Annotated in this window: 25 protein-coding genes; 6 read left to right on the top strand and 19 right to left on the bottom strand. The window is 61.7% G+C overall.

All coding sequences use genetic code 11. The annotated features are described in order from the left end of the window. Together SJY33_RS03855 and zapE are read left to right on the top strand one after the other, a co-directional pair. Window positions 1-462, top strand: coding sequence for a PaaI family thioesterase (locus tag SJY33_RS03855; protein ID WP_379921250.1), 462 nt, complete (start codon window positions 1-3; stop codon window positions 460-462). Window position 463: 1 nt separating this feature from the next. Beyond that, window positions 464-1,585, top strand: coding sequence for a cell division protein ZapE (zapE, locus tag SJY33_RS03850; protein WP_379921249.1), 1,122 nt, complete (start codon window positions 464-466; stop codon window positions 1,583-1,585). Here zapE and SJY33_RS03845 read toward each other — a convergent pair. The 12 genes from SJY33_RS03845 to SJY33_RS03790 form a co-directional block, all read right to left on the bottom strand. Beyond that, window positions 1,582-3,480: an XrtA/PEP-CTERM system amidotransferase gene (locus tag SJY33_RS03845; protein ID WP_379921248.1), complete on the bottom strand. Its 1,899-nt coding sequence runs from the start codon at window positions 3,478-3,480 to the stop codon at window positions 1,582-1,584. The genes zapE and SJY33_RS03845 overlap by 4 nt on opposite strands. Before the next feature lie 11 nt (window positions 3,481-3,491). Then, on the bottom strand, window positions 3,492-4,496 hold the full coding sequence (xrtA, locus tag SJY33_RS03840) for an exosortase A (protein ID WP_379921247.1): 1,005 nt from the start codon (window positions 4,494-4,496) through the stop codon (window positions 3,492-3,494). After that, window positions 4,486-5,712: a TIGR03087 family PEP-CTERM/XrtA system glycosyltransferase gene (locus SJY33_RS03835; protein ID WP_379921245.1), complete on the bottom strand. Its 1,227-nt coding sequence runs from the start codon at window positions 5,710-5,712 to the stop codon at window positions 4,486-4,488. Before SJY33_RS03835 ends, xrtA begins: the two co-directional genes overlap by 11 nt. Continuing rightward, complete coding sequence (locus tag SJY33_RS03830; RefSeq protein WP_379921244.1) at window positions 5,712-6,773, bottom strand: FemAB family XrtA/PEP-CTERM system-associated protein; 1,062 nt, start codon at window positions 6,771-6,773, stop codon at window positions 5,712-5,714. The genes SJY33_RS03835 and SJY33_RS03830 overlap by 1 nt, the downstream gene beginning before the upstream one ends. After that, window positions 6,770-7,705 carry an XrtA system polysaccharide deacetylase gene (locus tag SJY33_RS03825; RefSeq protein WP_379921243.1) on the bottom strand — a complete coding sequence of 312 codons (936 nt, stop codon included), beginning with the start codon at window positions 7,703-7,705 and terminating at the stop codon, window positions 6,770-6,772. Before SJY33_RS03825 ends, SJY33_RS03830 begins: the two co-directional genes overlap by 4 nt. Window positions 7,706-7,708: 3 nt before the next feature. Then, window positions 7,709-8,881, bottom strand: coding sequence for an XrtA/PEP-CTERM system-associated ATPase (locus tag SJY33_RS03820; RefSeq protein ID WP_379921242.1), 1,173 nt, complete (start codon window positions 8,879-8,881; stop codon window positions 7,709-7,711). 15 nt (window positions 8,882-8,896) lie between these two features. After that, a complete protein-coding gene (locus SJY33_RS03815; RefSeq protein WP_379921241.1) occupies window positions 8,897-10,549 on the bottom strand; it encodes a preprotein translocase subunit YajC in 1,653 nt (550 codons plus the stop codon). A 2-nt stretch (window positions 10,550-10,551) separates the two neighbouring features. After that, a complete protein-coding gene (locus SJY33_RS03810) occupies window positions 10,552-11,535 on the bottom strand; it encodes an AAA family ATPase (RefSeq protein ID WP_379921240.1) in 984 nt (327 codons plus the stop codon). Between the two features lie 16 nt (window positions 11,536-11,551). Continuing rightward, a complete protein-coding gene (locus SJY33_RS03805) occupies window positions 11,552-13,072 on the bottom strand; it encodes an XrtA system polysaccharide chain length determinant (protein ID WP_379921239.1) in 1,521 nt (506 codons plus the stop codon). A gap of 14 nt (window positions 13,073-13,086) precedes the next feature. Beyond that, window positions 13,087-13,686, bottom strand: coding sequence for an XrtA/PEP-CTERM system exopolysaccharide export protein (locus SJY33_RS03800; RefSeq protein ID WP_379921238.1), 600 nt, complete (start codon window positions 13,684-13,686; stop codon window positions 13,087-13,089). 253 nt (window positions 13,687-13,939) lie between these two features. Continuing rightward, on the bottom strand, window positions 13,940-15,166 hold the full coding sequence (locus tag SJY33_RS03795) for a pyridoxal-dependent decarboxylase, exosortase A system-associated (protein WP_379921237.1): 1,227 nt from the start codon (window positions 15,164-15,166) through the stop codon (window positions 13,940-13,942). Continuing rightward, the gene (locus SJY33_RS03790; protein WP_379921236.1) at window positions 15,163-16,710 is read right to left on the bottom strand and encodes an acyl-CoA ligase (AMP-forming), exosortase A system-associated; all 1,548 of its coding nucleotides are present in this window, start codon (window positions 16,708-16,710) and stop codon (window positions 15,163-15,165) included. The genes SJY33_RS03795 and SJY33_RS03790 overlap by 4 nt, the downstream gene beginning before the upstream one ends. 20 nt (window positions 16,711-16,730) lie before the next feature. On the opposite strand from SJY33_RS03790, the gene SJY33_RS03785 reads away from it, so the two are divergent. The 4 genes from SJY33_RS03785 to SJY33_RS03770 all read left to right on the top strand — a co-directional run bounded on the left by SJY33_RS03785 (window position 16,731) and on the right by SJY33_RS03770 (window position 19,629). Further along, window positions 16,731-17,717: a GNAT family N-acetyltransferase gene (locus SJY33_RS03785; protein ID WP_379921235.1), complete on the top strand. Its 987-nt coding sequence runs from the start codon at window positions 16,731-16,733 to the stop codon at window positions 17,715-17,717. 104 nt (window positions 17,718-17,821) lie between these two features. Beyond that, window positions 17,822-18,118 carry an acyl carrier protein gene (locus SJY33_RS03780; RefSeq protein ID WP_379921234.1) on the top strand — a complete coding sequence of 99 codons (297 nt, stop codon included), beginning with the start codon at window positions 17,822-17,824 and terminating at the stop codon, window positions 18,116-18,118. Between the two features lie 33 nt (window positions 18,119-18,151). Beyond that, entirely contained in the window at window positions 18,152-18,841 is a 690-nt protein-coding gene (locus tag SJY33_RS03775) for a hypothetical protein (protein WP_379921233.1), read from the top strand. Beyond that, a complete protein-coding gene (locus SJY33_RS03770; RefSeq protein WP_379921232.1) occupies window positions 18,838-19,629 on the top strand; it encodes a hydrolase 1, exosortase A system-associated in 792 nt (263 codons plus the stop codon). Before SJY33_RS03775 ends, SJY33_RS03770 begins: the two co-directional genes overlap by 4 nt. Here the strand turns inward: SJY33_RS03770 and SJY33_RS03765 are convergent. The 7 genes from SJY33_RS03765 to SJY33_RS03735 are packed head-to-tail and all read right to left on the bottom strand — an operon-like array spanning window position 19,626 to window position 26,315. Beyond that, on the bottom strand, window positions 19,626-20,834 hold the full coding sequence (locus tag SJY33_RS03765) for a class I SAM-dependent RNA methyltransferase (RefSeq protein WP_379921230.1): 1,209 nt from the start codon (window positions 20,832-20,834) through the stop codon (window positions 19,626-19,628). The two genes, SJY33_RS03770 and SJY33_RS03765, sit on opposite strands and share 4 nt — an antisense overlap. Further along, window positions 20,831-22,219, bottom strand: coding sequence for an NAD(P)H-hydrate dehydratase (locus tag SJY33_RS03760; protein WP_379921229.1), 1,389 nt, complete (start codon window positions 22,217-22,219; stop codon window positions 20,831-20,833). Before SJY33_RS03760 ends, SJY33_RS03765 begins: the two co-directional genes overlap by 4 nt. Window positions 22,220-22,222: 3 nt before the next feature. After that, window positions 22,223-22,540 (bottom strand): hypothetical protein, encoded by a 318-nt coding sequence (locus SJY33_RS03755; protein ID WP_379921228.1) that lies wholly within the window; start codon window positions 22,538-22,540, stop codon window positions 22,223-22,225. Window positions 22,541-22,547: 7 nt separating this feature from the next. After that, window positions 22,548-24,269, bottom strand: a complete 1,722-nt coding sequence (gene ilvD, locus SJY33_RS03750; protein WP_379921226.1) for a dihydroxy-acid dehydratase — start codon at window positions 24,267-24,269, stop codon at window positions 22,548-22,550. Between the two features lie 42 nt (window positions 24,270-24,311). Beyond that, window positions 24,312-25,028, bottom strand: a complete 717-nt coding sequence (locus SJY33_RS03745) for an N-formylglutamate amidohydrolase (protein ID WP_379921225.1) — start codon at window positions 25,026-25,028, stop codon at window positions 24,312-24,314. Beyond that, complete coding sequence (locus SJY33_RS03740) at window positions 25,025-25,822, bottom strand: 4-(cytidine 5'-diphospho)-2-C-methyl-D-erythritol kinase (RefSeq protein ID WP_379923511.1); 798 nt, start codon at window positions 25,820-25,822, stop codon at window positions 25,025-25,027. The genes SJY33_RS03745 and SJY33_RS03740 overlap by 4 nt, the downstream gene beginning before the upstream one ends. 10 nt (window positions 25,823-25,832) lie before the next feature. Beyond that, a complete protein-coding gene (locus SJY33_RS03735) occupies window positions 25,833-26,315 on the bottom strand; it encodes a DUF3592 domain-containing protein (protein WP_379921223.1) in 483 nt (160 codons plus the stop codon). Between the last annotated feature and the right edge of the window lie 6 nt (window positions 26,316-26,321).

The following is a 26,321-nucleotide window of genomic DNA, read 5'->3' as shown; positions in this document are numbered from 1 at the left end:
GTGAGCTTCAAGGACGAGGTGTTCGAACACGGGCCTTGCCCGGACCATCCCGGCTGGCACCGCTGGGATCTGAAGGACGAGACGCTGTTCAACGCTGCAGTGATGGGCAAGCTCATCACTCGCGTCGACGATGACGGTAAGGCGCGGCTGCGCATGATGCCCGAGCGGCGGCACACCAATCTGCAAGGCGTGATCCACGGCGCGATCACGCTCTCGTTGATCGACATTTCGCTGTTCGTGACGATGCACCGGATCGGCACCGGAAATGCCGGCCCTTCGGTGACGCTGGAACTGTCGACGCAATTCGTGGGCGGCGGCGATCCGGTGCGCCCGCTCGATGCGGTGACCGAGATTGTGCGCGAGACCGGCAAGCTCGTGTTCGTGCGCGGCATGGTGGTGCAAGGCGATGATGTGGTCGCCAGCTTCTCGGGCATCGTGCGCAAGATGCAGCCGCGGGGCTGACGTGCCCGGCCTCCTCGCCCGCTACGACGCGCTGATCGCCAGCGGAGAGCTGCGCGCCGATGCAGACCAGCGCGCGGCGGCCGAACGGCTTGACCGGTTGCAGCGCGAACTTGAAGCGCCGCGGCCCAAGCGGGGCCTGTTCGCCCGCCTCACCGGGACTGCCCCCGCATCGCCCGACCCGCGCGGAGTCTATCTGTGGGGCGGCGTCGGGCGCGGCAAGTCGATGTTGATGGACCTGTTCGTCGACACGCTCGGCATCGAACACAAGCGCCGGGTCCACTTCCACGCCTTCATGCTCGAACTCGACCGGCTGATCACCGAGGCACGCAAGGCCGAGCGCAAGGACCCGTTGATGGCGGTGGCCCTGCAAATGAGCGAACAGGTTCGCTGCCTCGCTTTTGACGAGATGGTCGTGAACAACACCGCCGATGCGGCGATCATGGGTCGTTTCTTCGCCGCGCTGATGGAGGCGGGAACGGTGATCGTCACTACCTCCAACCGTCCGCCGCGCGATCTCTACAAGGACGGGCTCAACCGCTCGCTATTCCTGCCCTTCATCGATCTGGTCGAAGCGCGGATGGATGTGCTGAGCCTCAACGGCCCCACCGACTACCGGCTTGACCGGATCGGTGATCTTGCGACCTGGCACGCGCCGATGGGCGACGCGGCGACTGCGCAGGTGCGCGAAGCCTTCTTCCGTCTGACTGACTTCGAACCCGAAGATGCCGCCCATGTCCCATCGGGCGAACTGGATCTTGGCGGTGGACGCCATCTGCCTGTGCCCAAATGCCTCAAGGGTGTCGCTGTCTTCAGCTTCAAGAAACTGTGCGGGGCAAACCGCGGGGCTGCCGATTACCTGGCCGTAGCGCAGGCGTTTCACACCGTTATTCTGGTCGGCATTCCCAAAATGGGCCCCGAAAACCGGAACGAGGCGATCCGCTTTACCAAGCTCATTGATGCGCTTTACGAACACCGGGTGAAGCTGTTCGTCACCGCCGCCGCCGCCCCTGAAGACCTGTATCGGGCGGGTGACGGCGCGTTCGAGTTTGATCGGACGGTCAGCCGCCTGAAGGAAATGCAGAGCGCCGCTTACATGGCCTTGGGTCATGGCTCCGAAGATTAACCGCTCGGTCCAAGCCGTGTGAGCGACTTCTCGAGCATCAGCAATTGCCACAGGGTGCGCGAATGATCCGCCCGCCCGGCAATATGTGCTTCGGCCATCGTGCTGATTGCGAGAGGATCAAAAATGCCGGTCTGGGCCAGATCCCCGCTCGTACTGATCCCCCGCGCCGCGCTGGCAAGCGGGCCGCGCAGCCATTCTGCGATCGGTGTGACGAAGCCCTGCTTGGGCCGATATAGAATGTCGTTCGGCAGATAAGGTTCGAGCGACTTCTTGAGCAGGTACTTGCCCGTCCGCCCCTTCACCCGCATCGCTTCCGGCAATCTTGCGGCGAACTCTACCAGACGGTGATCGAGCAGCGGTTCGCGCGCTTCAAGGCTCACCGCCATGCTGGTGCGATCAACCTTGGTCAAAATATCGCCGGGCATCCAGAACGTGAGATCGGCATATTGCGCCCGGTCAAGGCCCGAGCGACCGGGCGCGCTGCGCATCAGCGCAATGAGTTCATCCTCTCCGCGGAAACCTTGAAGACTGCCGGAAAACGCATCGGAGTACAAAGCTCGGCGGGCATCTGGTCCAGTAACTGACAGGCCGCGCGCGTAACCTTCTTCGCCCGTCTCTGCGAGTGACAGCAATGTCGCCTTGGCGCGCAGCGGGCGCGGCGCCCAATCCGCCTTGGGCCAAGCGCGGCCCAAAGCGCCGAACAGCGAACCGCGCACGGATGCAGGCAGAATGGCGCGGGCGCGTTCTTCGTGATGATGGAAGACCTGCCGTCGATACCCACCAAACGCTTCGTCTGCCCCGTCGCCCGATAGTGCCACCGTCACCCGTTCGCGCGCAAGCTGACATACCCGCCAGGTCGGCAGTGCGGAGGCATCGGCGAAGGGCTCGTCGAACATCGCCGCAAGCTGATCGATCGCGCCGAAATCATCGGTCGCCACGATCCGCTCGGCGTGATCTGTTCCGAACTTCGCGGCGACTTGCCGGGCGTAGCTCGTCTCGTCATAGGCGGCGACATCGAAGCCGATCGAGCAGGTTTGTACGGGCCGACTCGAAGCCTCGCTCATCAGTGCCACCACGCCTGAGCTATCCACCCCGCCCGAAAGAAACGCCCCCAGCGGCACGTCGGCCACCATCCGCGAACGCACGCCTTCGCGCATCAGGTGGACAAGTTGCTCGGACAAATCCGCTTCGGTCCCGCTTTGTCGCTGCGTGAAATCAATATTCCACCATCGCTGCGGACGGGCCGGGACGCGGCCCTGTTCCAGAATCCAGAAATGTCCTGCAGCAAGCTTTTCGACCCCGGAAAGAATCGAGTGCGTATCAGGGACATAGCCCCAAGTCATATAAGCTTCGATCGCTTGCGGATCGATCCGGCGACGCAGCAGCGGATGTGCGAGCAGGCCTTTCAATTCGGACGCAAACGCGATGCTGCCATCCGATAACGGCGCATAGAAGAGCGGCTTTACTCCCAAGCGGTCTCGCGCAAGGAACAGCTGGCGCTTTTCGCGATCATACAGCGCAAACGCGAACATGCCATCGAACCGCTTCAGGCAATCGGGGCCCCAGCGCTGCCAGGCCGCGAGGATCACTTCGGTATCGCCCGATGTTCGGAAGACGAAGCCCGCCTCAGCCAGTTCGCGGCGCAGTTCGCGAAAATTGTATATTTCGCCATTGAAGACGATCACCGCGCGGCCATCGGCTGCGTGCATGGGTTGCGGAGACCCGGCAACATCGATGATCGACAGACGGCGGTGGCCAAGGCCTACGCCTTGATCGGTCCATACCCCCGATCCGTCAGGACCGCGATGCGCCAACGCGTCGCACATCCGTTCAACCCGGATGGGATCGACAGGCTTTGGCGTTTCAGCGTGGAAAATTCCGGCGATCCCGCACATCGATCTGCCGCCTAAAGCAAGGCCGCACTTGCGGCAATCGCTGCAAGCGCAATGATCGCAAGCGCCGCAAGGCCGGGCGCAATATGGTACCGGTCCGTACTTGCCACCCATGCCCAGCTGGCGATCTGCGCAGGACGCCAGCCATAATCTTCGGGGTCCCGCTCAAAAAAGCGCCATGCGCCTCCGAGCAAAACCGCCACGATAATCGCAAAAAAAATCCAGCCATATACAATGTGATCGAAACCTGTGGCGCGTTCGGCCCCGATATATTGTGCGACGTAGATGGTAGCCCAGGCCCGTAAGCCATTGGCAAGGATCGGGACCACGATACAGGCAGCCAGAAAGGCAGCGCGCCGGCTCCAACGCTTGAACCGGGTGAAGCAGACCAGCACCGCTAGTGTGACCATCGCAACCAGAAACTTCACCCCCGAACACGCTTCGGCGACAACAAACAGTCCTGCGGGCGTTTGAATGAATATGCCGTCAATTCGCGCCGGAACACCGCTCGCCTGTGTCAGTGCAGTGGCGATCTTGGCTGTGACATGTTGGAGAAACGGGATGATTTCATCGCCGAATGGAACGAGAAATGCCGCAAAAGCCATTGGCAGGGCAAGCAGCAGGCTGATCCGTATGCCAATAATGGTGAACACCGCCGCTTGCAGCGCCGCCACGGCACCTGCCTGAGCCAACAGGTTGATCCCCGCAGCCTCTCCCGCAGCCCACACTCCCAAGCTAACAGCAACCAGCACAAGCCCCGGCCAGAAGCCTTGCGGCGTGATGACGGCCAGTTCCTCTTCTTTCAGCGCGACCAGCCAGGCGATGATGAACGGCACTAGCAAGAGGTGATTGTAGGTATCGATATTCCACCACTGGTGCAGCATTGCGCCCCAGCTTTGCGCCGTCACAGCGATGAGCGCGATTGCAGCAGCCGCGACGGCGGCCAGCGTCCCACGCCATGCCTTCGGGAAGCCCTTGGGAGCTGCCAGAACGGGCAAGACGCTGCTGTCAGGCGGCATCGCGGCGGTCTTCGGTCCTGATGCCGATCAGGTTGGCCAAAGGGGCCAACACCGCATCCCAACCATGCTGTTTGCAAACAAACGCTCTTGCAGCAGCGCCCATGCGTGATGCGCTGCCGTGTGCCGAAAGAAGCGCGTCGATCTGCTCGGACATTTGGGCCGGGTCAGAGCGGCACACCAGCCAATCCCTTTCATTGTCCGCGGCGATGCCTGTTGCTGCGTCTGGTGTCAGCACGACCGGCTTGGCCATCGCCATCGCCTCAAGTACCTTGTTCTGGACACCGCGCGCGATCAGCAGCGGCGCAAGAACAGCATCTGCGGCAGCAATAAAGGGCCGCACATCGGGAACCTCTCCCCAAACCATCACGCCACGCTTGCCATGATGCGCCATCAGTCTGCTCGTCGGATTGCGCCCGACGACGTGGAACATGGCCTGCGGATGGAGAGCGTGCAGCCGGGGCAAAAGCGCCTCGATCACCCACAAGGCGGCTTGTTCATTGGGGCGATAATCCATCTGGCCGGTGAAAACGAAATGCGGCCCCGGCATGGCCGCGATTGGCGGGTGAGCGGCCACAGCCGCCGGATCGAAATAATCAAAGTCGATCCCGTTTCCGATGACGTGGACATCGACCGCCTCCGGCGCGTCAAGCCGACTGCGGTACATCGCAGCCTCCGCTTTTGAGACGAGGACCGTCGCATCGGACCGAACGCCTAGGCGTTCTTCTTCGATAGCCAACAAGCGCGCCTCACGCGCGTTAAGCCACACGCGCTCCCCCGCGTCAGCATAGCTGGCAAACTTGGCGCTATCGACGTCGCACAAGTCGATCACCACTCTGCCCCCGAAGTCAATGGGTACATATTGCCCCATCTGCCCTGAAAAAACGACAATCGCGGTGATCGGTCGGGTTGCGATAATGCCGCGCACCCAATCGGCGAGGCTGCGAGAATGGAACGCGGTGAGGCTCACCGGTTTGCGGGTCACAATCGCTTCGATCCCAGCCAGCGGCAAGGGCTTGGAACGCGAGACAACGCAATGGGTGGCAGCCAGCGCCGCCAATGCTCTCTCACCGTCACCCCCGCTTTGGTCTTCGGCAAAGCAGCCGACATGGACCGGCGCAAGCCGGGTCAGCGCTTTCAGGATATTATGGGACCGGATCCGGTCGCCGCGGTCGGGCGGGAACGGCACCCGGTGGGCAAGAAACAGGATTTCACCCATCACGCCAGCCCGCGCGCGATCCAGGGCCCCAGGGTATTGGCGACCGGCATCGGCAACTTTTTCCAAATGCCGATCTTTCGTGAATAGCTGGCATCTGTCGGGTCGATATTGCGCGCCGGCTCGCCAGGCGCGGTCCATCCGGCATAGGTCAGCGGTGTGGGTTCAAAACCCCAGTTCTTCTTGAAGGCAAACGGGCCGCTGCCAGTTTTCGAGCGACCGAAATCGAACCTTGTCATGCCCCGGTTTCGCGCATGACGCATCAGTTCATAATACATCACATCATTGGCCCGCGCGGCGCGTGCAGCATGAACCCCGCCGCCCCAGAATGGCATCACCGCGCCATCATGATAAAAGTTGAGGACGCTCGCCAGGGGCCTGTCGCCTTGCCACACCGTTAGGATGTCGCTGGTGTCGGGGAAAGCGTCCAGCATGGCGGCAAACAGCGCCCTGGGAAACACAGGCGTGCCCAGATTACGCACGCTTTGGCTGTAACAGGCGTAGTGGGCCGCGCGATCGGAAGGCCTGCGGCCAACCGTGACACGATGTCCATAGGACAAACCTTTTCGCACTTCGGCACGTGCCTTGCGCGGGATGGCAAGCAGTTCAGCCTCATCGTCCGCCGCCAGCGGACGGATAAAGCCGCAATGCTTGTCTGACCACACATCCCATCCGGCCGGGGCAAACCCACCGCGCAGTTCAATCGTGCGAAAGCCGCCAGCCCTTGCGTGGCCTTGGGCGGCACGCGCCAGCGCCTCGGCGGCATCGGCACTTTGCGCAATAATGCCGCCCCCAATGCCAAAGCCGCTCGAAACCAGCGCCTTTCCGAACAGGGCAGAGCGCACTTCGGTCAGGGGCAGCCAACCGGTGATGATACCCAGGCGTTCGGACACGAAACCCGTCGCACGCTGGCCGGTGCCCTTTTCGACGGCTTGCAGCCATGATGGGCGGTGGAACAGGCTTCCCCCCTCATCGGCCAGAAAACCTTCGATCCGGCGCCTATTCGCTTCGGCGCGCGAGTTGATCACGCGCACGTGCGTATTGGCGTTGACAGCCACGTTCATGCCATGATCGCCGAGCACGGCGCAGCGGGATCGGGCAGGAACAGATCATTGGCCCGCTGCGCCTCGCGATGCGCGACAAGATCCATTCGCCCCCAGCGGAATTCATGAACCAGTTCGCGCAATTTGCCCGCCATGCGCGCCAACCCGGTATAGTGGCGCAGCCGCGAACGCAGCGGCGCATGGCCCACCCGCGGTTGATCGGGATCGACTTCCCAAGGATGGAAATAGAAGCACGCCGGGCGACCTTCATCCCGGTTCACCTGCCGGATCGCCCAACGCGAAAAACCATAGGGCAGCACGCGAAAGAAACCGCCCCCGCCGGCGGCCACGCGTCGACCGCCCAGAATTGCTGTGGTCACCGGCAGTTCGATCAGCGGCGACCACGGCAGCGGCTTGAACGCAAAGCGTGGTGCCTCTGGCCAGCCATAGTGATCATGCACCACGGGGGCCACGCTGGACGAATAGGCGTAGCCTTGTTCGGCAAGCTCGGCAAATGCCCAAGGCGTTCGCTGATCGATGGAAAAACTGGGCGCGCGGTAGCCGGTCACCGCAACGCCCGAACAATCTTCGATAATCGAGCGCGCTTTGCGAATATCCTGCGCAAAGGCCGAACGGTCCATGGTGAAAACCCGCGCGTGGTCATACCCGTGGCTGGCCAATTCATGGCCTGCCGCAGCAATGCGGCGGATCATCTCGGGGTGCCGTTGCGCCACCCATCCCAAAGTGAAGAAAGTCGCGCTGACCTCAGCTTCGGCAAACAGGTCGAGCACACGATAGACATTATCTTCGACGCGGGTCTTGATGCTGTCCCATTCGCCGCGCGCAATGACATCTTCGAAGGCGCCGACCTGAAACCAGTCCTCCACATCGACCGACAAGCCGTTCACAATGCCGGGAATGTTTGGTGATGAGGATTTGAACGGAGCGTTCATGGTCTACGCAGCCTCGCGCGAAGGATCTTCCTCAAGCCATTCGATCAACATGGTGAGGACATGACGGAACGATTGTTCCTGCTCTTCCAACCGCGCCTCGATCCGTTCGAGCGCAGAGGCGAAACGTGCTTCGGCAATGCGGGCTTCTTCAGGGGTCAACGGTTCGCCATCTGCGCCATGCTGTCCGTTCCCGGCTGCTTGAAGTTCGCTGATAGCTGCTTCTAGTTCGGCGGTGCGTGCATCGCGTTCTGCCAGCAACGCCGCGACTTCGGTGGCCGGAAGGCTTCCTTGCGCAGCCGGTGCAGGCGTCGCCGAAACAGCGGGTGCCGACCGCAGATCGCTGCCGCTGCGCGCCCCGCGGGTTTGATCGGACGTCATTTCCGCAATGACATCGCCCAACATGGCAAGGCTGAGCGTGTCGCGCTCCTCGATTGCGCCAAGCAGCAGCAACCGGTTCATGACCTGATTTACCCGCCGCGGAATGCCGCCTGTGTGTTGATACAGACCGTCGAGCAGACCGGTGTCGAACAAGGGGCGTTCGTCCCATCCGACATGACGAAGCCGGTGCCGGACGTAGTGCTCAACCTCATCGGCATCCAGTGCCTCGAGATGGTGCGAGGCGATCACCCTTTGGCGAAGCTGTTCCAGCCCAGGGTGGTGCGCAACCATGCGGCGAAACTCCGGCTGGCCGAGCAGCAGGCTTTGCAACAGCGGATGGGCGCCCAGCTGGAAGTTGGAAAGCATGCGCAACTCTTCCAAGGCATCCAGATCAAGGTTCTGACATTCATCAACCACTAGCAGGCAGCGGCGTCCTGCGCGTGCTTCGTCTTGCAGGAACCGTTCTATGGCGCCCAAGGCGCCGGCCTTGTCGCGGCCTTCGACATGCAGACCGAATGCCTGCGCAACCACATGCACCACTTCGGCCCCGTCAAGCGCGGTGGTCACGACCTGGGCCACCGTCAGGGCCGCAGGATCGATCCGCTCCATCAAGTGCGCCACCAGCGTCGATTTGCCCGCGCCCACTTCGCCCGTGATGATGATGAACCCTTCGCCCTGAGCAAGGCCATAGCCAAGATAGCTCATCGCCTTCTTGTGACTGACGCTTTCAAAATAGAACTGTGGGTCAGGGGTGAGCTGAAAGGGCCGTCCGCGGAAGCCATAGAATTGTTCGTACATGAGCCGCCTATCCTGTCAGAAATTGTAGCGCAGACCGACCAGCGCGGTCGCAAAAGCGAAGTCCTGAGCGGTGAACTCGCTATCGAAGTAATCCAGCGCGATTGCCGCCCGTCCGGTAAGCCGCTGCGTAATCGACTGGTTATAGGCCACCGACGCGCCCATTGCGGTCACGTTGTTGCTACCCCCCTCGGCCTTGAACCAGTTGACGTAGGCATTGGTGGAGATGTTTGCGTTCTGCCCGATCTGGCGGGTCAGACCGCCGATGACGTAGTAGCTTTCATCGGTCAGCCCATCGATGGGTGCAAGCACTGTACCCGCTGCCGCAATGAAGGTCCGCCTGTCATAGCCGGCTCCGATGGATGCTACAGTGCGGCCCATTGTCCGCTGATAGGATGCCCGCACCCCGCGTCCGCGAAAGGCTGCCGAGCGGGTCGAGCCCAATCCGCCAACCAGTGCCTGCCCTTCGGTGTCACCGACCAACCCGCCAAAATCGCCCGTTACCGGATTTCGGATCGCTTCAAAATCGCTGTCCAGTGCGGCAAGCGCATTGCCCAAGGTGCCGCCGATGCCGCTGACCCCGTCATAGACGGATATTGCCAAAGCGCTGCGCTGGTTCGGAACGTAGGTGAAGTTGCCGTAATATGTAGTTGAATCGTAACGCCGTCCGACCGAAGCTTGAAGGCTGGTTCGCGAACTTGGCCGCCACATGACACCCACGTCCCACAGAAGGCCGTCGACAGCAAAGGCGATCCGCCGCGGCGCCGTGCTGTCCGTAATAAAACGACCATCAGGGCCAATCACCGGCACGCCGTTCGCATCACGCACCGCATCACGGCTCGAAATCTCGACATCCTCATATCCTGCGCCCGCCACCAGAGCGAGACTGCGGGTCAGCGGAACTGTCACATCGCCGCGAACATACAGGTCGCGCACGCGCTGATCGAGATTGCCAATATCTTCTTGAAATCCGCCCGCCGTGACAGCGAGGCCCACAGGCAGAACATCGCCCGGCCTTACGCCTGCGCGAACCTGTCCAAGGTAGGTGACACTGTCATCGAACACGTCGACTGTCGCGCCCTGTTGCGAAACGAGCGCATCATCGGCTTCAAACCGGTTGTAGCCCACGCGTGCCAGCCCCTGCACATCGACATCGCCGACACGGGTGTTGAGGCTGGGCCCTGCATAGACGCTGTAAACGCGGCTTTCGTTGTCGTCGCGGACAAGCGGGTTCGCGGTGGCGCCGCCGCCTGCGTCGATACGGCTGCGTGACGCCAGCGCGCCCGCTTCCAGGTTCAAGGTGTTGGGTACCAAAGCTAGCGTACCGCGCGCAATCCCGCTGATGGTATCGGTATCGATGCTGTCATCACCGTAACCGATATTGCGTTCGTATCGCAAAGACACTGCGGCGCCGCTGTTGCGTCCCTGCACGTTGATATCGACGCCCGCCGCCACTTGCGTAAACGTCACGACATCATTGCCCGGACTGATTTCGGCCGAGACGACTTGGCCCACTTCGATATAGGGCTGCACCACGCGACTGGCGCGCTGCCCGGGAACGTCACCGCCGCTCGCTTGCGCTTGTCCTTGCGACTGCGCGTATGCCGGACTGCACGCAGCCGCAATCAGGCCTGCGGCGAGCAAAGCGGACGCAAATGAGCGGGCGCGCATGATTATTTCCCCTTGGTGCCGTAAGTGCCGAAGCGCCGCCCGGACGGGCTGTAGCGCGCGGCATTCAGGAGCAATTTGATATCGCCGCAGGCCGACAACAGCTGCTGGGCATCTTCCAGCGCAGCCCGGCTCGTTTCATCTGCGCGCACCACCAGCAACGCCTGCCCGACATGCTGCGCCAGTTCGGCTGCAGGCGACGCGGCAAGCGCGGGCGGGGTGTCGAAAATCAGGATTCTGTCGGGTGCATCCTGTGTCAGCCGATCGAGCACATCGCCTGTGCGGGCGCTGGCCAAATATTCCGCGTCCAGCGACGTCGCAGTGCCCGCAGGCAAGACGAATAGACCTTCGATATCGGTGCGGATCACAAGGCTTTCGGGGGCGATTTCCGGGTCGGCCAGCGCATCCATCAGGCCCTGTTCCGTAGCGATGCCAAGTCGCGAAGCAACAGACGGCTTCACCACGTCAGCATCGACCAACAGCACCTCAAGGCCCCGTTCGGCTGCAAGCGCGATAGCAAGGTTGGTGGCGCAGTATGTCTTACCCTCACCCGGATGCGGCGAACACACCAGGATGCGCCGCGATAACGGACTGGCGCCAGCGCGGGCATCGGCAAGAAGCTCACGTTTGACGATGCGGAATTCTTCCAGCAATCCTGTGACCGGATCCTCGGGGACAATCAGTCCGGCATCGCGAAGATAATCGCGATCAATGCTGGCGGATGGTCCGCAAAACGCCACCGCTCGAACCAGCTGTGGTTCTGCCTGGGGGCGCGTGTTCACCACCGGTGAAGACGGCGGCGGCGGCGCCATTACGGGCTCGGCCTGTTGTTTGGGCTGCGCCATTGCCGCTGGCGCCCGACGTACCGCATCGGGGACAGGAGGTACCGCAGGCGTACGCACAGGCCCGAACCCGAAGGTAACATCGGCCCGTTCGAACAACGAGGCTGGCCGGGCGTCGTCCCGATTGATCTTGCGCTGATCGGTCATGCCTTGTCCCTCATTCTCACGCTATCGTCCCGATCGAGACGACCTCGATGGCGAGAAGGATCACAAACATAAGCCCCAGCCCGGCGCAGGCGCCGACAAACTGCTTCAACCGGCGCTTTTCAATCATCCGGGCCGCCTGGGATACGGTCAGCGAAATCGAACCGATCACCGGCAGGTCAAAGGCTCGCTCCAGTTTTTGTGACGTAGCAAAGCTCGATTTGAACTGAGCCAGCGCATACGCGGTCGCAACCCCGGCGCCGAGGCCGACGAAGAGTACCCCGAACAACAATAGCGGCCGATTGGGCGCAGCCGGTTTCTGCGGAACACCGGGCTGCTGGATAATATCGAAGCGAAACTGGCTGGCCTTGTCTTCAACCTGGCCGCGGGTGCGCAACTGTTCGCGGTCCTGCAACAATTTCTCGTAATTCTGCCGCAGGACATCATAATCGCGGCTGATACGATTGGCTTCGGCGGCAACCGCTGGCTCCGTCGCCTGACTTGCCATCAGTGCAGCGAAATTGCTTTGTAGCGCAGCGCGGCGAGCCTGAAGGGCTTCAACCGAAGCCTGACGCTCGCTCCGTATCGCTACCAGCGACGCATAGGCTGGATTGGGCGTGCCGCCCGCATCGTCCCCCGCCGCGGCTGCCTGCCTTGTCAGGATGGCGACCTGCTTCGTTGTGGACACCACATCAGGATGACTGTCGGTCAGACCGCGCGACCGCAATTCGGCCAGCTGGGTCTGGGCTTGCTGCAGTGCTGCACGCGGTCCGGTCGCCTGCGGACCGCCTGCCAATGTGCGCGGAGTGCCAGCCAATTGCGATGAAATGGCTGCCAGCCCGCTATCTGCTGCAGCCAGATCGGCATCGACATTGCGCAAATCGGTGCGGGCTTGCTGGACCTTGTTTGACAAGCTGTCGGAACCACCAACAAGATCAGGGTATTGCGCTTCGAAGTTCAGGCGGCGCTGTTCGGCCTGCTCCAGCTCCAGCTTGCGTTCGTCAAGCTGGCGATCAAGATCACCGATCGCGGTGCTGATCCCGGTGCGGTTGCCGATGACGTGTTCTTCGCGAAGAATATCGAGAAGCTTTTGTACGACATCGCGCGCCAGAACGGCGTTTTCGGCGTCCGACAGATCACTGCGTCCGATCGTTGCGGTGATTTCGAACAGATTGTCCTGTTCGCTCGTCACCTGCACCTTTTTCTCAAGTTCACCGATCATTGCATCCAGCGCGCCGCGTTCCATCACGCCTTCGCTGAGCCGTGTGGAGGTAACGACCTTTTCCAGATTCTTGGCGCTCGACAAGGTTTGCCGCACGCGCATAATTTCTTCTTTGCCATCGCCCGCAATGCCAAGCTGCTTGGACAATACGTCCTGCACATCAACATAAACCCGCGCCTTGGATTCATAGCTGTTGGGGATCATGCTCACGACGACCCAACCAAGCAGGCATACGCCCCAAGCCACCGCAATCGCGATCCAGCGCCGGTGCCAGACCGACCACATCGCCGCCCGCAGTTCGTCGAAAATTTCGCTCATCCCCGTTGCGCCTCTTAGAACCGGCTCTCGGGAATGATGATCGTATCGCCGGGCTTCAGCATGACGTTGGCGGTCGAATCACCCTTGCGGATGAGATCCGACAGCCGCAACCGATATTCGGTCTGCGTCCCGTTCTCATTGTTCAGCCGGATCAACTTGGCGCGGTTGCCAGCTGCGAATTCGCCCAGACCGCCCACCGCAATCATCGCGTCCAGCACGGTCATATTCGCACGGAACGGCAGCGATGATGGCTGCGGGGTCGCGCCGATAATGCGCACCTGCTGGGTGAAATTGCCTTCAGGCGTATTCACGATCACCGAGACGATCGGCTGTTCGATGTACTTCGCGAGTTCGCCTGCGATGTAATCCTGCAATTCCGTGGCCGTCTTCCCCACTGCGGGGATATCCTGCACCAAAGGGATCGTAAGCCGCCCGTCGGGCCTGACGCGCACCTTGTCGGCGCTCAGTTCTGGGTTGCGCCAGACATGGATCGTAATCTCGTCAAGCGGGCCGATCGTGTATTCTTCGGACGGCGCCACGCTGCCATCGCCATAGCTGGCAGGGGGCAATTCAGTGCCTGCGGTCGTGCAAGATGCCAACAGACCCGTGCTCATGCAGAGAGCGGTTAGACGCATCAGAGGCAGACGGTGCAACATTGGTACAGTGTTCCTTGGCCAGTTCCAGTCGGGCGGGTTGTTAACGCGCAGGAGCGACCTGCCACACAAAACGCCCGGATATCGGCCTTCTTGTGGCGGGAAATGGTGAACATCTGGTTAGTTATACAGCGGCAATTGCGGCCCCATCCCGCTTTGGCACAGCGGCTTCGGCGCAATTAACGCTCTGACACGGGGCCGTTGGCTGATGCTGTCACACCAGCATTTCTGCGGCAGGACCGTGACCCAGAAAGGCGGTGGGAGATGCGGTTGCGCCGTAAGCTCCTGCGCAGAAAACCGCGACAAGATCGCCCACCTGCGCTTCAGGCATGGCTGCATTATCGGCAAGACGGTCCAGCGGGGTGCACAGGCAGCCGACAATATTAACAGACTCTGTCGGATTGTCATCGTAACGTGTTGCAATCGCAGAAGGATAATTTCGCCGCACGACGGTTCCAAAATTTCCTGACGCTGCCAGTTGATGATGCAAGCCGCCATCAGTGATAAGGTATGTCACTCCGTGGCTTACCTTGCGATCAATTATCCGGGTGAGATACACCCCTGCTTCGCCCACAAGATATCGCCCCAGCTCGATGCACAATTCAGTATCTGCAAGAGAAGCGGGCAGATCAGCCACGCGGGCGTGCAAAGCCGCGCCGACGCGTCCCAGATCGACGGGCGTGTCCCCGGGGAAATAGGGAATACCAAGTCCCCCGCCCATATTGAGCTTGGGACACCCGTGCCCGATGGCGTCGGTCAATTCCGCCGCCAGATCCAACACTTTTCCTTGCGCTTCGACTATGGCGTCTGCGCTTAGAGTCTGACTTCCGGTAAAAATGTGCAGACCCCGCCATTCGGCACCATTTTCGATAAGATGCCGTGCCAGTTCGGGAACGCGTTCGGCATCAACACCAAATTGCTTGGCACCCCCGCCCATCTTCATGCCCGAACCCTTCATTTCAAAGCTGGGATTGACGCGAACTGCAATGCGCGGCGCTGTACCCAGCTTTTGCCCGATGGCGAGTGCCCGCGCACCTTCGCCTTCACTCTCGCAATTCAGGGTGACACCTGCCGCGATTGCCGCTTCGAGTTCATCGTCGCGCTTGCCCGGCCCGGCAAAGCTGATGCGCCGCGGATCGATCCCTGCCGCTGCACACATTGCCAGTTCGCCTGATGACGCGATGTCGAAGCCATCGACCAATGACGCCATGTAGGCAATCACATCGGGATGCGGGTTCGCCTTGACCGCGTAATTCAGGCCCATGCGGCGCGGCATGGCGGCGCGAAGTTCAGCCACACGCGCATCAAGATGCGAGCGCGAATAGACAAACAGCGGCGTGCGCCCCGCTTCAGCCACCAGTTCACTCACCCGCTTTCCGCCAATCGCAAGTTCGCCCGCGATTGTATCATATCCGGCAGGGATCGGGCCGACGGGCTTCATTCGCCATATTCCTTTGTAAGTTCAGCTTGCAACGTCGCACGATCGATCTTGCCATTCGGGTTCAATGGCATCGCGGCGCGCCAGTGGATGTGCTGCGGCTGCATGAAATTCGGCAGTTCGCGCTGCAGCAATCTGGGCAACTCTGCACGCACGGCGTCCTCTGCACTTCCCCGCACGACCAAATGCACCGCCTGCCCCAGTCGCCGATGCACTACGCCCAATGCCGCGGCTTCCGCCACCAAACCCGTCCCAAGCGCTGCCTCTTCGATCTCCTGCGGGCTAATCCGATTGCCTGCGCTCTTGATCATGGCATCGCGGCGACCGGCAAAATACAGCAACCCGTTTGCATCGCGCCGCACCCGGTCCCCCGACCAGACCGCCGTCCCTCCATAGTGCGAAGCGGCAGGCGCCGGTCTGAAGCGTTCGCCAGTTCGCACAGGGTCCTGCCAATATCCCTGCGCCACGAGCGGTCCGCAATGCACCAGTTCGCCGTCGACATTATCCGCCGCGACTACGCCTTCGTCGTCTATTACGAGAATCTCTGCAAAGGGTATCGCCTTACCCATTGATGTTGGATGCTTATCGACCAAGGATGGATCCAGAAAGGTCGAACGGAACGCCTCGGTCAACCCGTACATCGGAAACAGAAGCGCATCGGGAAACTGACTGCGCAAGGCACGCACCATATCAACCGTCAGCGCCCCTCCGCTATTGGTAAGCCGCCGAAAGGAAGCGCGCGCTTCCTGCGGCCAATCAATTTCGGTCAGTTGCACCCACAGCGGGGGCACGGCAGCGAGCGTCGTCACGCCGTGCCTGGCGCAGGCCTTGGCCACATCCTTCGGGAACAGGAAATCCAGCGGCACCGCACACCCGCCTGCATACCACGTGGAGAGCAGTTGGTTCTGGCCATAATCGAACGACAGCGGCAGCACCGCGAGCGTCACGTCATCATCTGCCAGGCCGAGATAATGCGCAACGCTCACCGCCCCCAGCCACATGTTCGCATGGCTCAGCATCACGCCCTTGGGACGCCCGGTCGATCCCGAGGTGTAAAGTATTGCCGCAAGCTCATCCGGATCGGCATCGGAAGGGCCGATGGCAAGCCCGGCCGCTTGCGCTGCGGCCAGCGCCTCAGCCTCCTCCAACACGGCGCAATCCGGCGGCAGATCGTTGGCGTCAAGGCTGGCGATACGCGAACCTGTACCGATCAGCAGCGAAGCCCCGCTGTCTGCCAGAATATGTGCAGCCTGTGCACGCTTGAGCAGGGGATTGATCGGCACGTGCACCAATCCGGCCCGTGCTGCGGCCAGCGGCAGCAGGCACGTGACCTCACCCTTGGCCGCCCAGCTTGCAACGCGGCCGCCGCGACCGGGCACTACCTGCGCCAGCCACCCAGCTAGCAGGGCAACACGCTGTCTTAACGCATTGTGGTTAAGCGTCGCATCGCGAAGCACCAGCGCCGGATGATCGCCGCGGCCCTCTGCTCCGGCCAATTCGGCCAGATGGTCAAGCGGACGGGGAGTAGGATCAGGCTGATGCGGCATGGACAGGAGCAGTCTTTCAAGTGATCGAAACGCGGTATCACGATAGCGTTAACGTCTTGCAAGCGTTGAACGCGGGCGGAACAGCCCGGGGAACCCTCGCGCCGTTTGATCGTGCCGAATGGTTTGCCTTGATAGCCGAAACCGGACTTGCGCCGCTCATCGCGGTTGCAAGCGATGGCGACAACGCGGCCGCGCTTGCCCTGACAGAAAATGGTGGGCGAATCACGCCTTTGCGGAACTGGTACAGCTTTACATGGCGCGAATACGCCATGGCAGGTCCACCCGGTGACCGCCTGCTCGAAGCAATTGCGCAGCAGTTGAAGGCCCGCAGTTACCGGGTCACGCTCGAACCTGTTCCGGGGGAAGACGGATCGGCCGCACGTCTGGCACGGCTATTTCGGGCAGCCGGTTGGCATGTCATACTCGAACCCTGCGACATCAATCACATTCTGCCGGTAGGGGGTCGCAGCTTTGACAAATATTGGGAAAGCCGCCCCGGCCCCCTGCGCACAACGTTCAAGCGCAAGGCCAAGAAAGTCGATGTCGAGGTGCTTACCCACTTCGACGCTGCGGCGTGGGCGGCTTACGAAGCGATCTATGCTGCAAGCTGGAAACCTGCTGAAGATCAACCCGCGATGTTACGCGCCTTTGCCATGGCTGAAGGGGCTGCTGGCCGCCTGCGGCTAGGGATTGCGCGCGCCGCCGGAACTGCTGTTGCAGCGCAATGCTGGACCGTTGAAAATTCAACCGCTTACATTCACAAGCTGGCACATCTCGAAAGCCACAAGGCGCTGTCGGCTGGCACAACCCTGACCGCCGCATTGTTTCGGCATGTGATCGACATCGACCGCGTCGAACTCGTCGACTTTGGCACGGGCGATCAGCCCTACAAAGCCGATTGGATGGAAGATGTGCGGCCGCGGTTCCGGATCGATTGTCTCGATCCGGCGCACCCGAAAAGTTGGCCACCATTGGTCAGGCAGATGCTTCGCCGCAGCAAGCCTTGAGGCGCGGCGCAGGGGCAGCAGCGCTTGCACCGCGCCCCGTGCATGGCTAAGCCCCGCCGCCGAGGCCAACTACGCCAAGGCCGAACACAGGGATTTGGGCATAAATGACCACGTTGCCGAACATCGAAAGCGAAGCTGGCGAAGCAGCGCTTGATACCGAACTGAAGGCGCTCATCGCTGATGTGCTCGGGCTCGATCCTGAACAAGCGGCGGCATTTGGTCCGGAGTCAGGACTGTTTGGCCATTTGCCTGAGCTGGACTCGATGGCGGTCGCCGGCCTGCTCACTGAAATGGAAGATCGCCTCGGTATCGTGATCGAGGATGACGATGTCGATGGGGAAATGCTGGAAACCTATGGCGGTTTGTTGGCTTTTGCGCGCGCCAAGATGATGGACCGCTAGGCTCACCTTGGCCTTTGCCAGAGCATCCATCGCGTGATTGACACATGGAAATGCCCCGCATTTGCGGACGGCCCGCCTGCCGAAGAACAGGTGCTGGCCTTCGACCGCAACCGTGCGTCCCGGGTGTTGGTCTGCCCGGCATGGTTTGACGAAGCAAACAAACTGCGGCGCCTTACAGTGGAAGTCATGAGGCGGTTGGATGCCGCCGGGATCGACAGCTTTCTGCCCGATTTGCCTGGCTGCAATGAAAGCTTGGCTCCGCTGGAAAGTCAGACTCTCGAAAGCTGGCAGGCAGCAACAGTTGCCGCAGCAGAGACATTGGGGGCGACGCATGTTCTGACCATCCGCGCAGGCGCGTTACTGGCACCGACTTTTCTGCCCGGGTGGTTTTATGCGGCCCAATCAGGCCCAAAACTGCTGCGCGGCATGGTCCGCGCGCGCATCATTGCAGCACGCGAAGCAGGTATCACCGAAACTTCGGACGACATCCTTGAAACCGGGCGGCAAACGGGGCTGTTTCTTGGTGGCTGGTCGATCGGGGCTGAGCTGATCCGTTCGTTGGAAACTGCGGAACCCATACGATCAGCGGGACAAACCGATATTGCCCAATCCGCCGTCAGCGGTGCAGGTCTCTGGCTGCGTGCCGAGCCTGATGAGCATCCTGGTCAAGCAGATCAGCTTGCCCGGATCATTGCCAGCGATATCGCAGAAGCCGCAGAATGACGCGGCTGTCACACACCTTTGGCTGCGGCAGCCTGAAGCTTGTCGGCACGCTTGACACCGCCCCCGGGCGAACCGGCATGCTTATCGTCAGCGGAGGTAATGAAATTCGCTCTGGCGCGTTTGGTGGACAAGCCCAGATTGCAGCACGAATTGCGCAAGCCGGCTTTCCCGTTTTCCGTTTCGACCGCCGAGGAATCGGCGACAGCGAGGGCGAGAATCGCGGATTTCGTCATAGTGCGAAAGACATATCCAGCGCGTTGGGTGCCTTCCGGGCCATGGCACCGCAAATGTCGCGGGTTGTCGCCTTCGGCAATTGCGACGCGGCATCTGCGTTGATGTTGACAGGCGGCTCTGGCTGCGATGGACTGGTTCTGTCGAACCCCTGGACGATAGAGCCGGATCAGAGCGAGAATGCCACCAGCAACATGCCGCCTCCGGCCGCAATCCGAGCGCGCTACCTTAGCAAGCTAAAAAATCCACGTGAAATCATCAGATTGGTAAGCGGGGGGGTCAACTTAGGCAAATTGGTCCGCGGGATACGCACGGCGTTGCAGCCGTCGGCGCCCGTGACTGATCTTGCGCAGGACATGGCCGCCGGACTGACAGGCTTTACCGGCTCGGTGCGCATCCTGCTGGCGACCGCAGATCGCACCGCACAGGTGTTCGAAGCCAGCTGGGACGCTGCCGACCCGCGGATTTCGCGCTGTGAGGGCGCAGGCCATTCCTATGTCGACCCTGTCCACCGCGACTGGTTGTATGCTCAACTTTTGGCGAGCTTGCGCACTTAACGTTCGAAATAACTGACCAATTCCACGTGCGTCGACCAGCGGAACTGGCCAACGGGCCGCAATTTTACGAGCCGGAAACCTGCTTCTATCATGACCGCAGCATCGCGGGCCCAGCTTGATGGATTGCAGCTGATATAGACTACGCGGGCGGCGCTACTGGCGGCAATTTGCGCGATCTGGGCCCGCGCTCCTGCACGCGGCGGGTCCAGAACGATGCCGTCGAACCGGCTCAATTCTGCGGAATCGAGCGGGCTGCGGAACAGATCGCGGTGCAGCGCGAGCACTGTGCCGCCTGACTGCGCGCCGGCAGTCTTGCACGCCAGATGGGCAGCACGTTCAGCCTCGACCGCCAGCACCTTTCGATCCCGGCGCAGCGCAAACGCAAAGGTGCCCAGACCCGCAAACAGATCCGCAACGATCCGGGCGTCTCCAAGACATTCACGGGCATCGGCGGTCATGATATCTTGTGCATCTTCGGTCGCCTGAAGAAAGGCGCCGGGCGGCAATACCACGACCACGCCGTCCAGCGTCACGGTCGCCGGCTCAGGCTCCCACATCGTCTCGGCGCCGTATCCCTGATCTACAGTCAGCCTGGCAAGACCATGCTCCCGTGCGAAATCGAGCGCGGCTTCGGTCGGGCCCAGTCCATCTAGCGGAAAGTGGACCAAGTTTACCTCCACGCCTTGGTCGGCGAGCGTCAGATCGATCCCGACCATCGCTTTTGGCCCATGGGAGCCGACAAAACGCCGCAAAGGTGCGATCAGCGCAGTGAGACGGGTATGCAGGACCGGACATTCGGACAGATCCACCACCCGGTGCGATCCGCCCTCCCGATATCCCAGCACAGCGCCTTTGGCTGTACGCAGACCGTGCAGCCCCGCACGGCGCCGAGTATGTGGCGGGGACAGGTAGGTCGCCAGCAGTTCTTCTGCTTCTATCCCCTGGCCCCTTGCCGCGTTCACCACCCTGTCCCGAACAAAATCCGATAGCGCAGCATCATCGACATGCTGCAACTGGCAACCACCACAGACATGAAAGTGGCGGCATACGGGTTGAATATGATGCGGACCCGGTGTGATCGTTCCAGCAGCGTCCACCGTGTCTCCCGGTACACCTTCGGCGAAATGCCGGCCGGACGCGGTTATCCCGTCTCCCTGGGCGGCGAGGCGGATGATGGGTTCGCTGAGCGTTGGATCATGGGTCACAACGCGGCTGCTAGCGCCTCGGACACCCTTTCGGCAAGCTGCGACGATGTGAAAGCGGGCCCAGCCCGCCGCGCCGCCTCGCCATGCAGCCAAACGGCTTCGCAAGCGGCATCAAAAGGACATACACCGGTCGCCATTCGGCTCGCAGCAATGCCTGCCAGAACATCGCCTGTTCCGGCGACTGAAAGCCAACTTGGTGCGGGCGGCGCAAGTGCGAGGCGCCCATCAGGCGCTGCGACGATGGTGTCCGGCCCTTTGGCCAGAATCACCATTCCGCTTTCCCGTGCCAGCGCCCGCGCCCGATCCCGGCGACTTTTGGCGTTGATGCCAAAGCTGTCGCAAAGCGTTTCAAGTTCCCCATCGTGCGGGGTGGCCAGCAGAGGCACTTCGCGGCCAAGCATGGCAGGGCGAAGCAAGGTCAAGGCATCCGCATCTAAAAGCAATGCTGGCGCGTGCATCACCGTATCGGCGAGGAGCGCCGTAGCCCGGTCATCACGGCCCAATCCAGGACCGATGAGAACCGCTGCAATCCGATTGTCACCCAGTGCTTCGGGCAAAGGCGTATCGTCGGCTACGATATCGACAGGCGTGCGCGGATCGCTCTGCGCGGTAAGCAGTTTGACATAGCCTGCTCCGGAACGCTGCGCGGCAGCGGCGGCCAGAAGGGTTGCCCCCGGCATCGCCCCGGCGACGACAGCCAGCAAGCCCCGGCGATATTTGTGACTTTCGGCGTCCGGCGGGGCGATAACAGGACGTGCCACCATCCGAGCCGCTTCGGATAGCTCGCCGATGCCAATGGCGATGCGCCGCATCTGCCCCATCAATCCGCGGCCTGGCAGGCTCCAATGTGCAAATTTCCACGCCCCCAGCGCCAGTGTCAGGTCATAGGCGGGTAATTGCTCGTTCAGCACCGCGCCGGTATCGCTGGCAATCCCGGAAGGCAGATCGATCGCGACGCGCAGCCGATGCCGCGCCGCCAGATCGCGCAGCATCAACACATGGTCGTTCACCAACGGTCGTGTTAGCCCAGAACCAAACAGACAATCGACAAAGACATCGCCCGATGCGTCACCCGCAATGCCGATATCCGAACCCCATCGCTGGCGCGCGCGCTGCGCCGCATCGGTGGTGGACGCAAGTGGCGCGATGACTGTTACCAGATTGCCCGAGTTACGCAAAATCCTCGCAATAACAAATCCATCGCCGCCGTTATTGCCGGGGCCACACAGCACCGTCACAGCGCGTCTGGCGGCGATCCGCCGGATCCATTCTGCGGCCCGGCCGGCGGCCTTCTCCATCAACGCATCGACCGAAGTTCCGTTGTCGAACAGTGCCTGTTCGGCATCCCGCATTTGTGCAACGGTAAGAACCTGGTCGCCCAACATTGATCAGCGACGATACCCGCCGCCGAGTGGTACAAGGTAGCGATCGCCATCGACCGCGATTTCAACCTTCCCCGAAGCATCAGGCTCTTGCGCAGCAGCTCTGCCTGCGCCGTCGTTTGTAACGATAACGCCATCAATCATCCGGAATCGGCGAAACCCGCCGTCGGGGTGATGAATCAGGAATACGCCATCACCTTCTACGGTCTCCAGTGTGCAGACTGCGGAAAGTTCGGCCCCTGCCCCGATGGCACAGGCGATCGGTTCTCCGGGCGGCGGCGGGCTTTCGGTCTGGGAGCAAGCTGCCAGGACCGCAATCGCCACCAATGGGCTAGATATCCGCAAAAACATGGGTCTCCGATCGTGCGCCGGGATGGGTAATGGCGCCATACCGCGCAAGGCCCACAACCTGACTGTAACGCCAGAGCGCACCAGATTGGTAGTTGTTGACCCGCGGTTGCCAATTTGCGCGCCGTGCGTCCAAGACGTCTTCAACTACTTCAAGTTCGATCGAACCGGTTTCCGCATCGATACTGATAATGTCGCCATCCTCAACCAGCGCAATCGGTCCGCCGTCGGCAGCTTCGGGGCAGACGTGGCCGATGCAGAAACCGCGGGTCGCGCCTGAGAAGCGACCATCGGTAATCAGCGCGACTTTTTCGCCCATGCCCAGCCCGTACAATGCGGCGGTGGTCGAAAGCATCTCGCGCATGCCGGGGCCGCCCTTGGGGCCTTCGTAACGGATCACGATCACGCAGCCTTCGGCGATATCGCGGCGCTCCACCGCGGCAAACGCGTCCTCTTCGCAATCGAACACCCGCGCTGGGCCGGAAAACTGCAGCCGCGCCATGCCGGCGACCTTCACGATTGCGCCCTCGGGAGCGAGCGAGCCTTTGAGGCCCACGACACCGCCAGTTGGCGTGATCGGGTTTTTCACGTCATAGAAAACTTTTTGATCAGGGTTCCAGGTGATCTCTTCAAGGTTTTCGCCGATGGTCTTGCCTGTGACGGTGATCGGGTTGGGATCAATGAAACCGCCATCGAGCAGCGTTTTCATCGCCATGTAGACCCCGCCCGCATCATGCATATCCTTGGCCACATATTTGCCACCAGGTTTCAGGTCCGCAATATAAGGCGTTGATTTGAAGATCTCGGCCACATCAAACAGATCGAAAGCAATCCCCGCTTCGTTCGCCATCGCTGGCAAGTGAAGCGCGGCGTTGGTGGAACCACCGGTCGCAGCCACCACCCGCGCCGCATTTTCGAACGCGGCTCGGGTGCAAATATCGCGCGGGCGCAAATTGCGAGCGACCAGTTCCATCACCTGGCGGCCTGCCGCAACCGCAATGTCGTCACGCGATCTGTAAGGCGCAGGGGCCATATTGCTGTTCGGCAAGGACAATCCGATCGCCTCGCCAACACAAGCCATGGTGTTGGCGGTGAACTGACCCCCACAAGCACCGTGCCCGGGGCAGGCGACCTTTTCGAGAGCAATCAGCTCCTGCAACGGACAATTGCCGGCGGCATATTGACCCACCGCTTCGAAGACGTCCACCACGGTCACATCCGCGCCGCGGTGCGTGCCGGGAAGAATTGAACCGCCGTAAACAAATATGCTGGGTACATTGAGCCGCAGCATCGCCATCATCATGCCAGGAAGGCTTTTGTCACAACCCGCAAATCCAACAAGCGCGTCATAACAATGACCTCGCACCGAAAGCTCAACTGAATCCGCAATGACTTCGCGACTGATGAGCGACGACTTCATCCCTTGATGGCCCATCGCGATACCGTCGGTCACGGTGATCGTGTTGAACCGGCGCGGGGTGCCGCCGCCCGCAATCACGCCTTCGCGACAGATATCGGCTTGTGCGTTCAAGGTGGTGTTGCAAGGCGCAGAATCATTTCCCGCGCTGACCACGCCGACGAAGGGCGCGGCGATTTCGTCCTCAGTCATGCCCATCGCGTAATAGTAGGAGCGATGCGGCGCGCGCTCCGGCCCGACCGAAACATGGCGGCTGGGAAGTTTGGACTTGTCAAACCTGGACGACATAAGATTTCCTGCTGAGGGCGATTTGTGAAACGCCCCCTGCCTTCAGGTGAGCGCTGACGCAACCCTTTGCGCAATTTTCGCCAACAATCCCGCCCAGCGATCATGGCTTTCGGGCGTCTGGACAAGATCTTGACGCAGTTCGACGCCAAGATAGGGGCGCCCGTGCACCTCGGCGTGGCGGTTCATCGTATAATTGAGATCGCGCCCGGAATAGGGAAGATTGTCGCCGACATTCAGCCCTTCGGCCGCCAGCAGCGGGATTGCGATCCGGGCGGCGCGGTCGTCCTGATTGTAGAGAACGCCGACCTCCCACGGACGCGGTTCGTCGCGGCTGGCGAGGTGCGGGGTGAAACTGTGCAGTGACAGGATCAGTGCCGGTTCTGCGTCATCAAGCCAGTCGGCCAGTTCGGTGTGGTACGGGCGGTGGAAGCGGGCGAGGCGTTCCTCGCGGTCCACGCCGACATTGCCGGGGATCGGGTGACCGTCGCTTCTCTCCGGGACAAGGCCGGGGGCCGTTTCGTCGCGATTGAGGTCGCACACTAGACGGCTGACGGCGGCGATATGCGCGGGGATGGCGTGGTCTTGCGCGAGCCGTTCGGCGATCGCGGCGGTGCCTATATCGATGGCGATGTGTTCGTGCAGCAGGTGTTGGGGGATGCCGAGGTCGATGTCGGCGGGCACGGCGTTGCTGGCGTGGTCGGCGGTGCAGACGATCCCGCCACGCGCGGGCGTGCCGATCTGGCGGAAAGCTTCGCTCACCGCAGCCGCCCCGCCATCGTCCACCAGTCCTTCGGCATGGCCGCCGCCGCGGCGTCGCGGGCTTCGGGAATGTCGTAGAGCGCAAAGCATGTCGCACCCGAGCCGGACATGCGGGCGAGCCACGGGTTGGTCTGTGCCAGCGCCGCCAGCACCTCGGCGATCACCGGGCACAGTGCGATGGCAGGAGCCTCGAGGTCGTTGCGCCCTTCCCTTGCGATCCGACTGGCGGGGCCTTCGGGCAGCGCCCCCCTGTCCTCGCCATCCCACGCCTTGAACACCGGGCCGGTGCTGAGCGGTACGCGCGGGTTGACCAGCAACACCGGGGTTCCGGCGAGGTCGTCCTCGACTTCACGCTGCTCGGTGCCGGTGCCCAGCCCGATATGGGTGCGGCTCAGCACGCAGGCGGGCACATCCGCGCCGAGCTTCGCCGCGCGCGCCTGCCAGTCATCGGGCAGGCCGTGCAGCGCCTCGACCATCCGGAAGACCGCGCCTGCATCCGCCGAGCCGCCGCCAAGGCCAGCAGCGACGGGGAGGTTCTTCTCCAGCGTCACGGCGAGCCCTTGCGGTCGCGGCAGTGCGGTCAGCGCGCGAGCCACAAGATTGTCGAAGGGATTGTCCAGCCCGCCCGCAAACTCACCCAGCGTGGTGACGATGTCCTGCGCAGCCGGCTTCGCCGTCAGCACGTCGCCCGCATCGACGAAGGCGAACAGGGTTTCGAGTTCGTGATACCCGTCCTCGCGCCGTCTGCGAACATGCAAGGCGAGGTTGATCTTGGCATAGGCGGTTTCGCGCATTCGTTTATCCTCATGCACGATGGCGAGATCGGCGTAAGCGCTGCCGATCTCCCAACACATGGTACTGGAGTGCTGTGCCGAGCATCAGCAGGATGGGGATACCCAGAAGAACCAGCACGACCAGCCAACTTGGCCACAGCTCTCCCCCAACCGGGAAGGACTTGTGCGGGTCGTCTTCAAGAAACCGGATTTCAACCGTGCTGCCGACCGGATGGGTCCGGACCAACGGGCATCCCCCCGTACCCCCTTCAAACACCTCGCCCCTATAGGCGAATTGATAGCTGAAGGTGCAATATCTCAGCCCCTCGAAGGACTCGGTAACGATCGCTGATCCCGACTGGCCATGGCTAACCACATGCTCACGAAAGCGACTTTCGATGATCGCGTAGGACACGACAGCCACCAGAAATGCTGAAATCAGGGCCGGGACCAACAGCAGCGATGCAATTCTCGCTGCCTTCGTATCGGTCCGCGCCGCTGATTTCAGCATCATCGGGCC

Source organism: Erythrobacter sp. R86502, from assembly GCF_042466465.1.
Classification (GTDB): domain Bacteria; phylum Pseudomonadota; class Alphaproteobacteria; order Sphingomonadales; family Sphingomonadaceae; genus Erythrobacter.
Note: the sequence above shows the minus strand (reverse complement) of the source record. Positions and strands in the feature narration are given on the sequence as shown.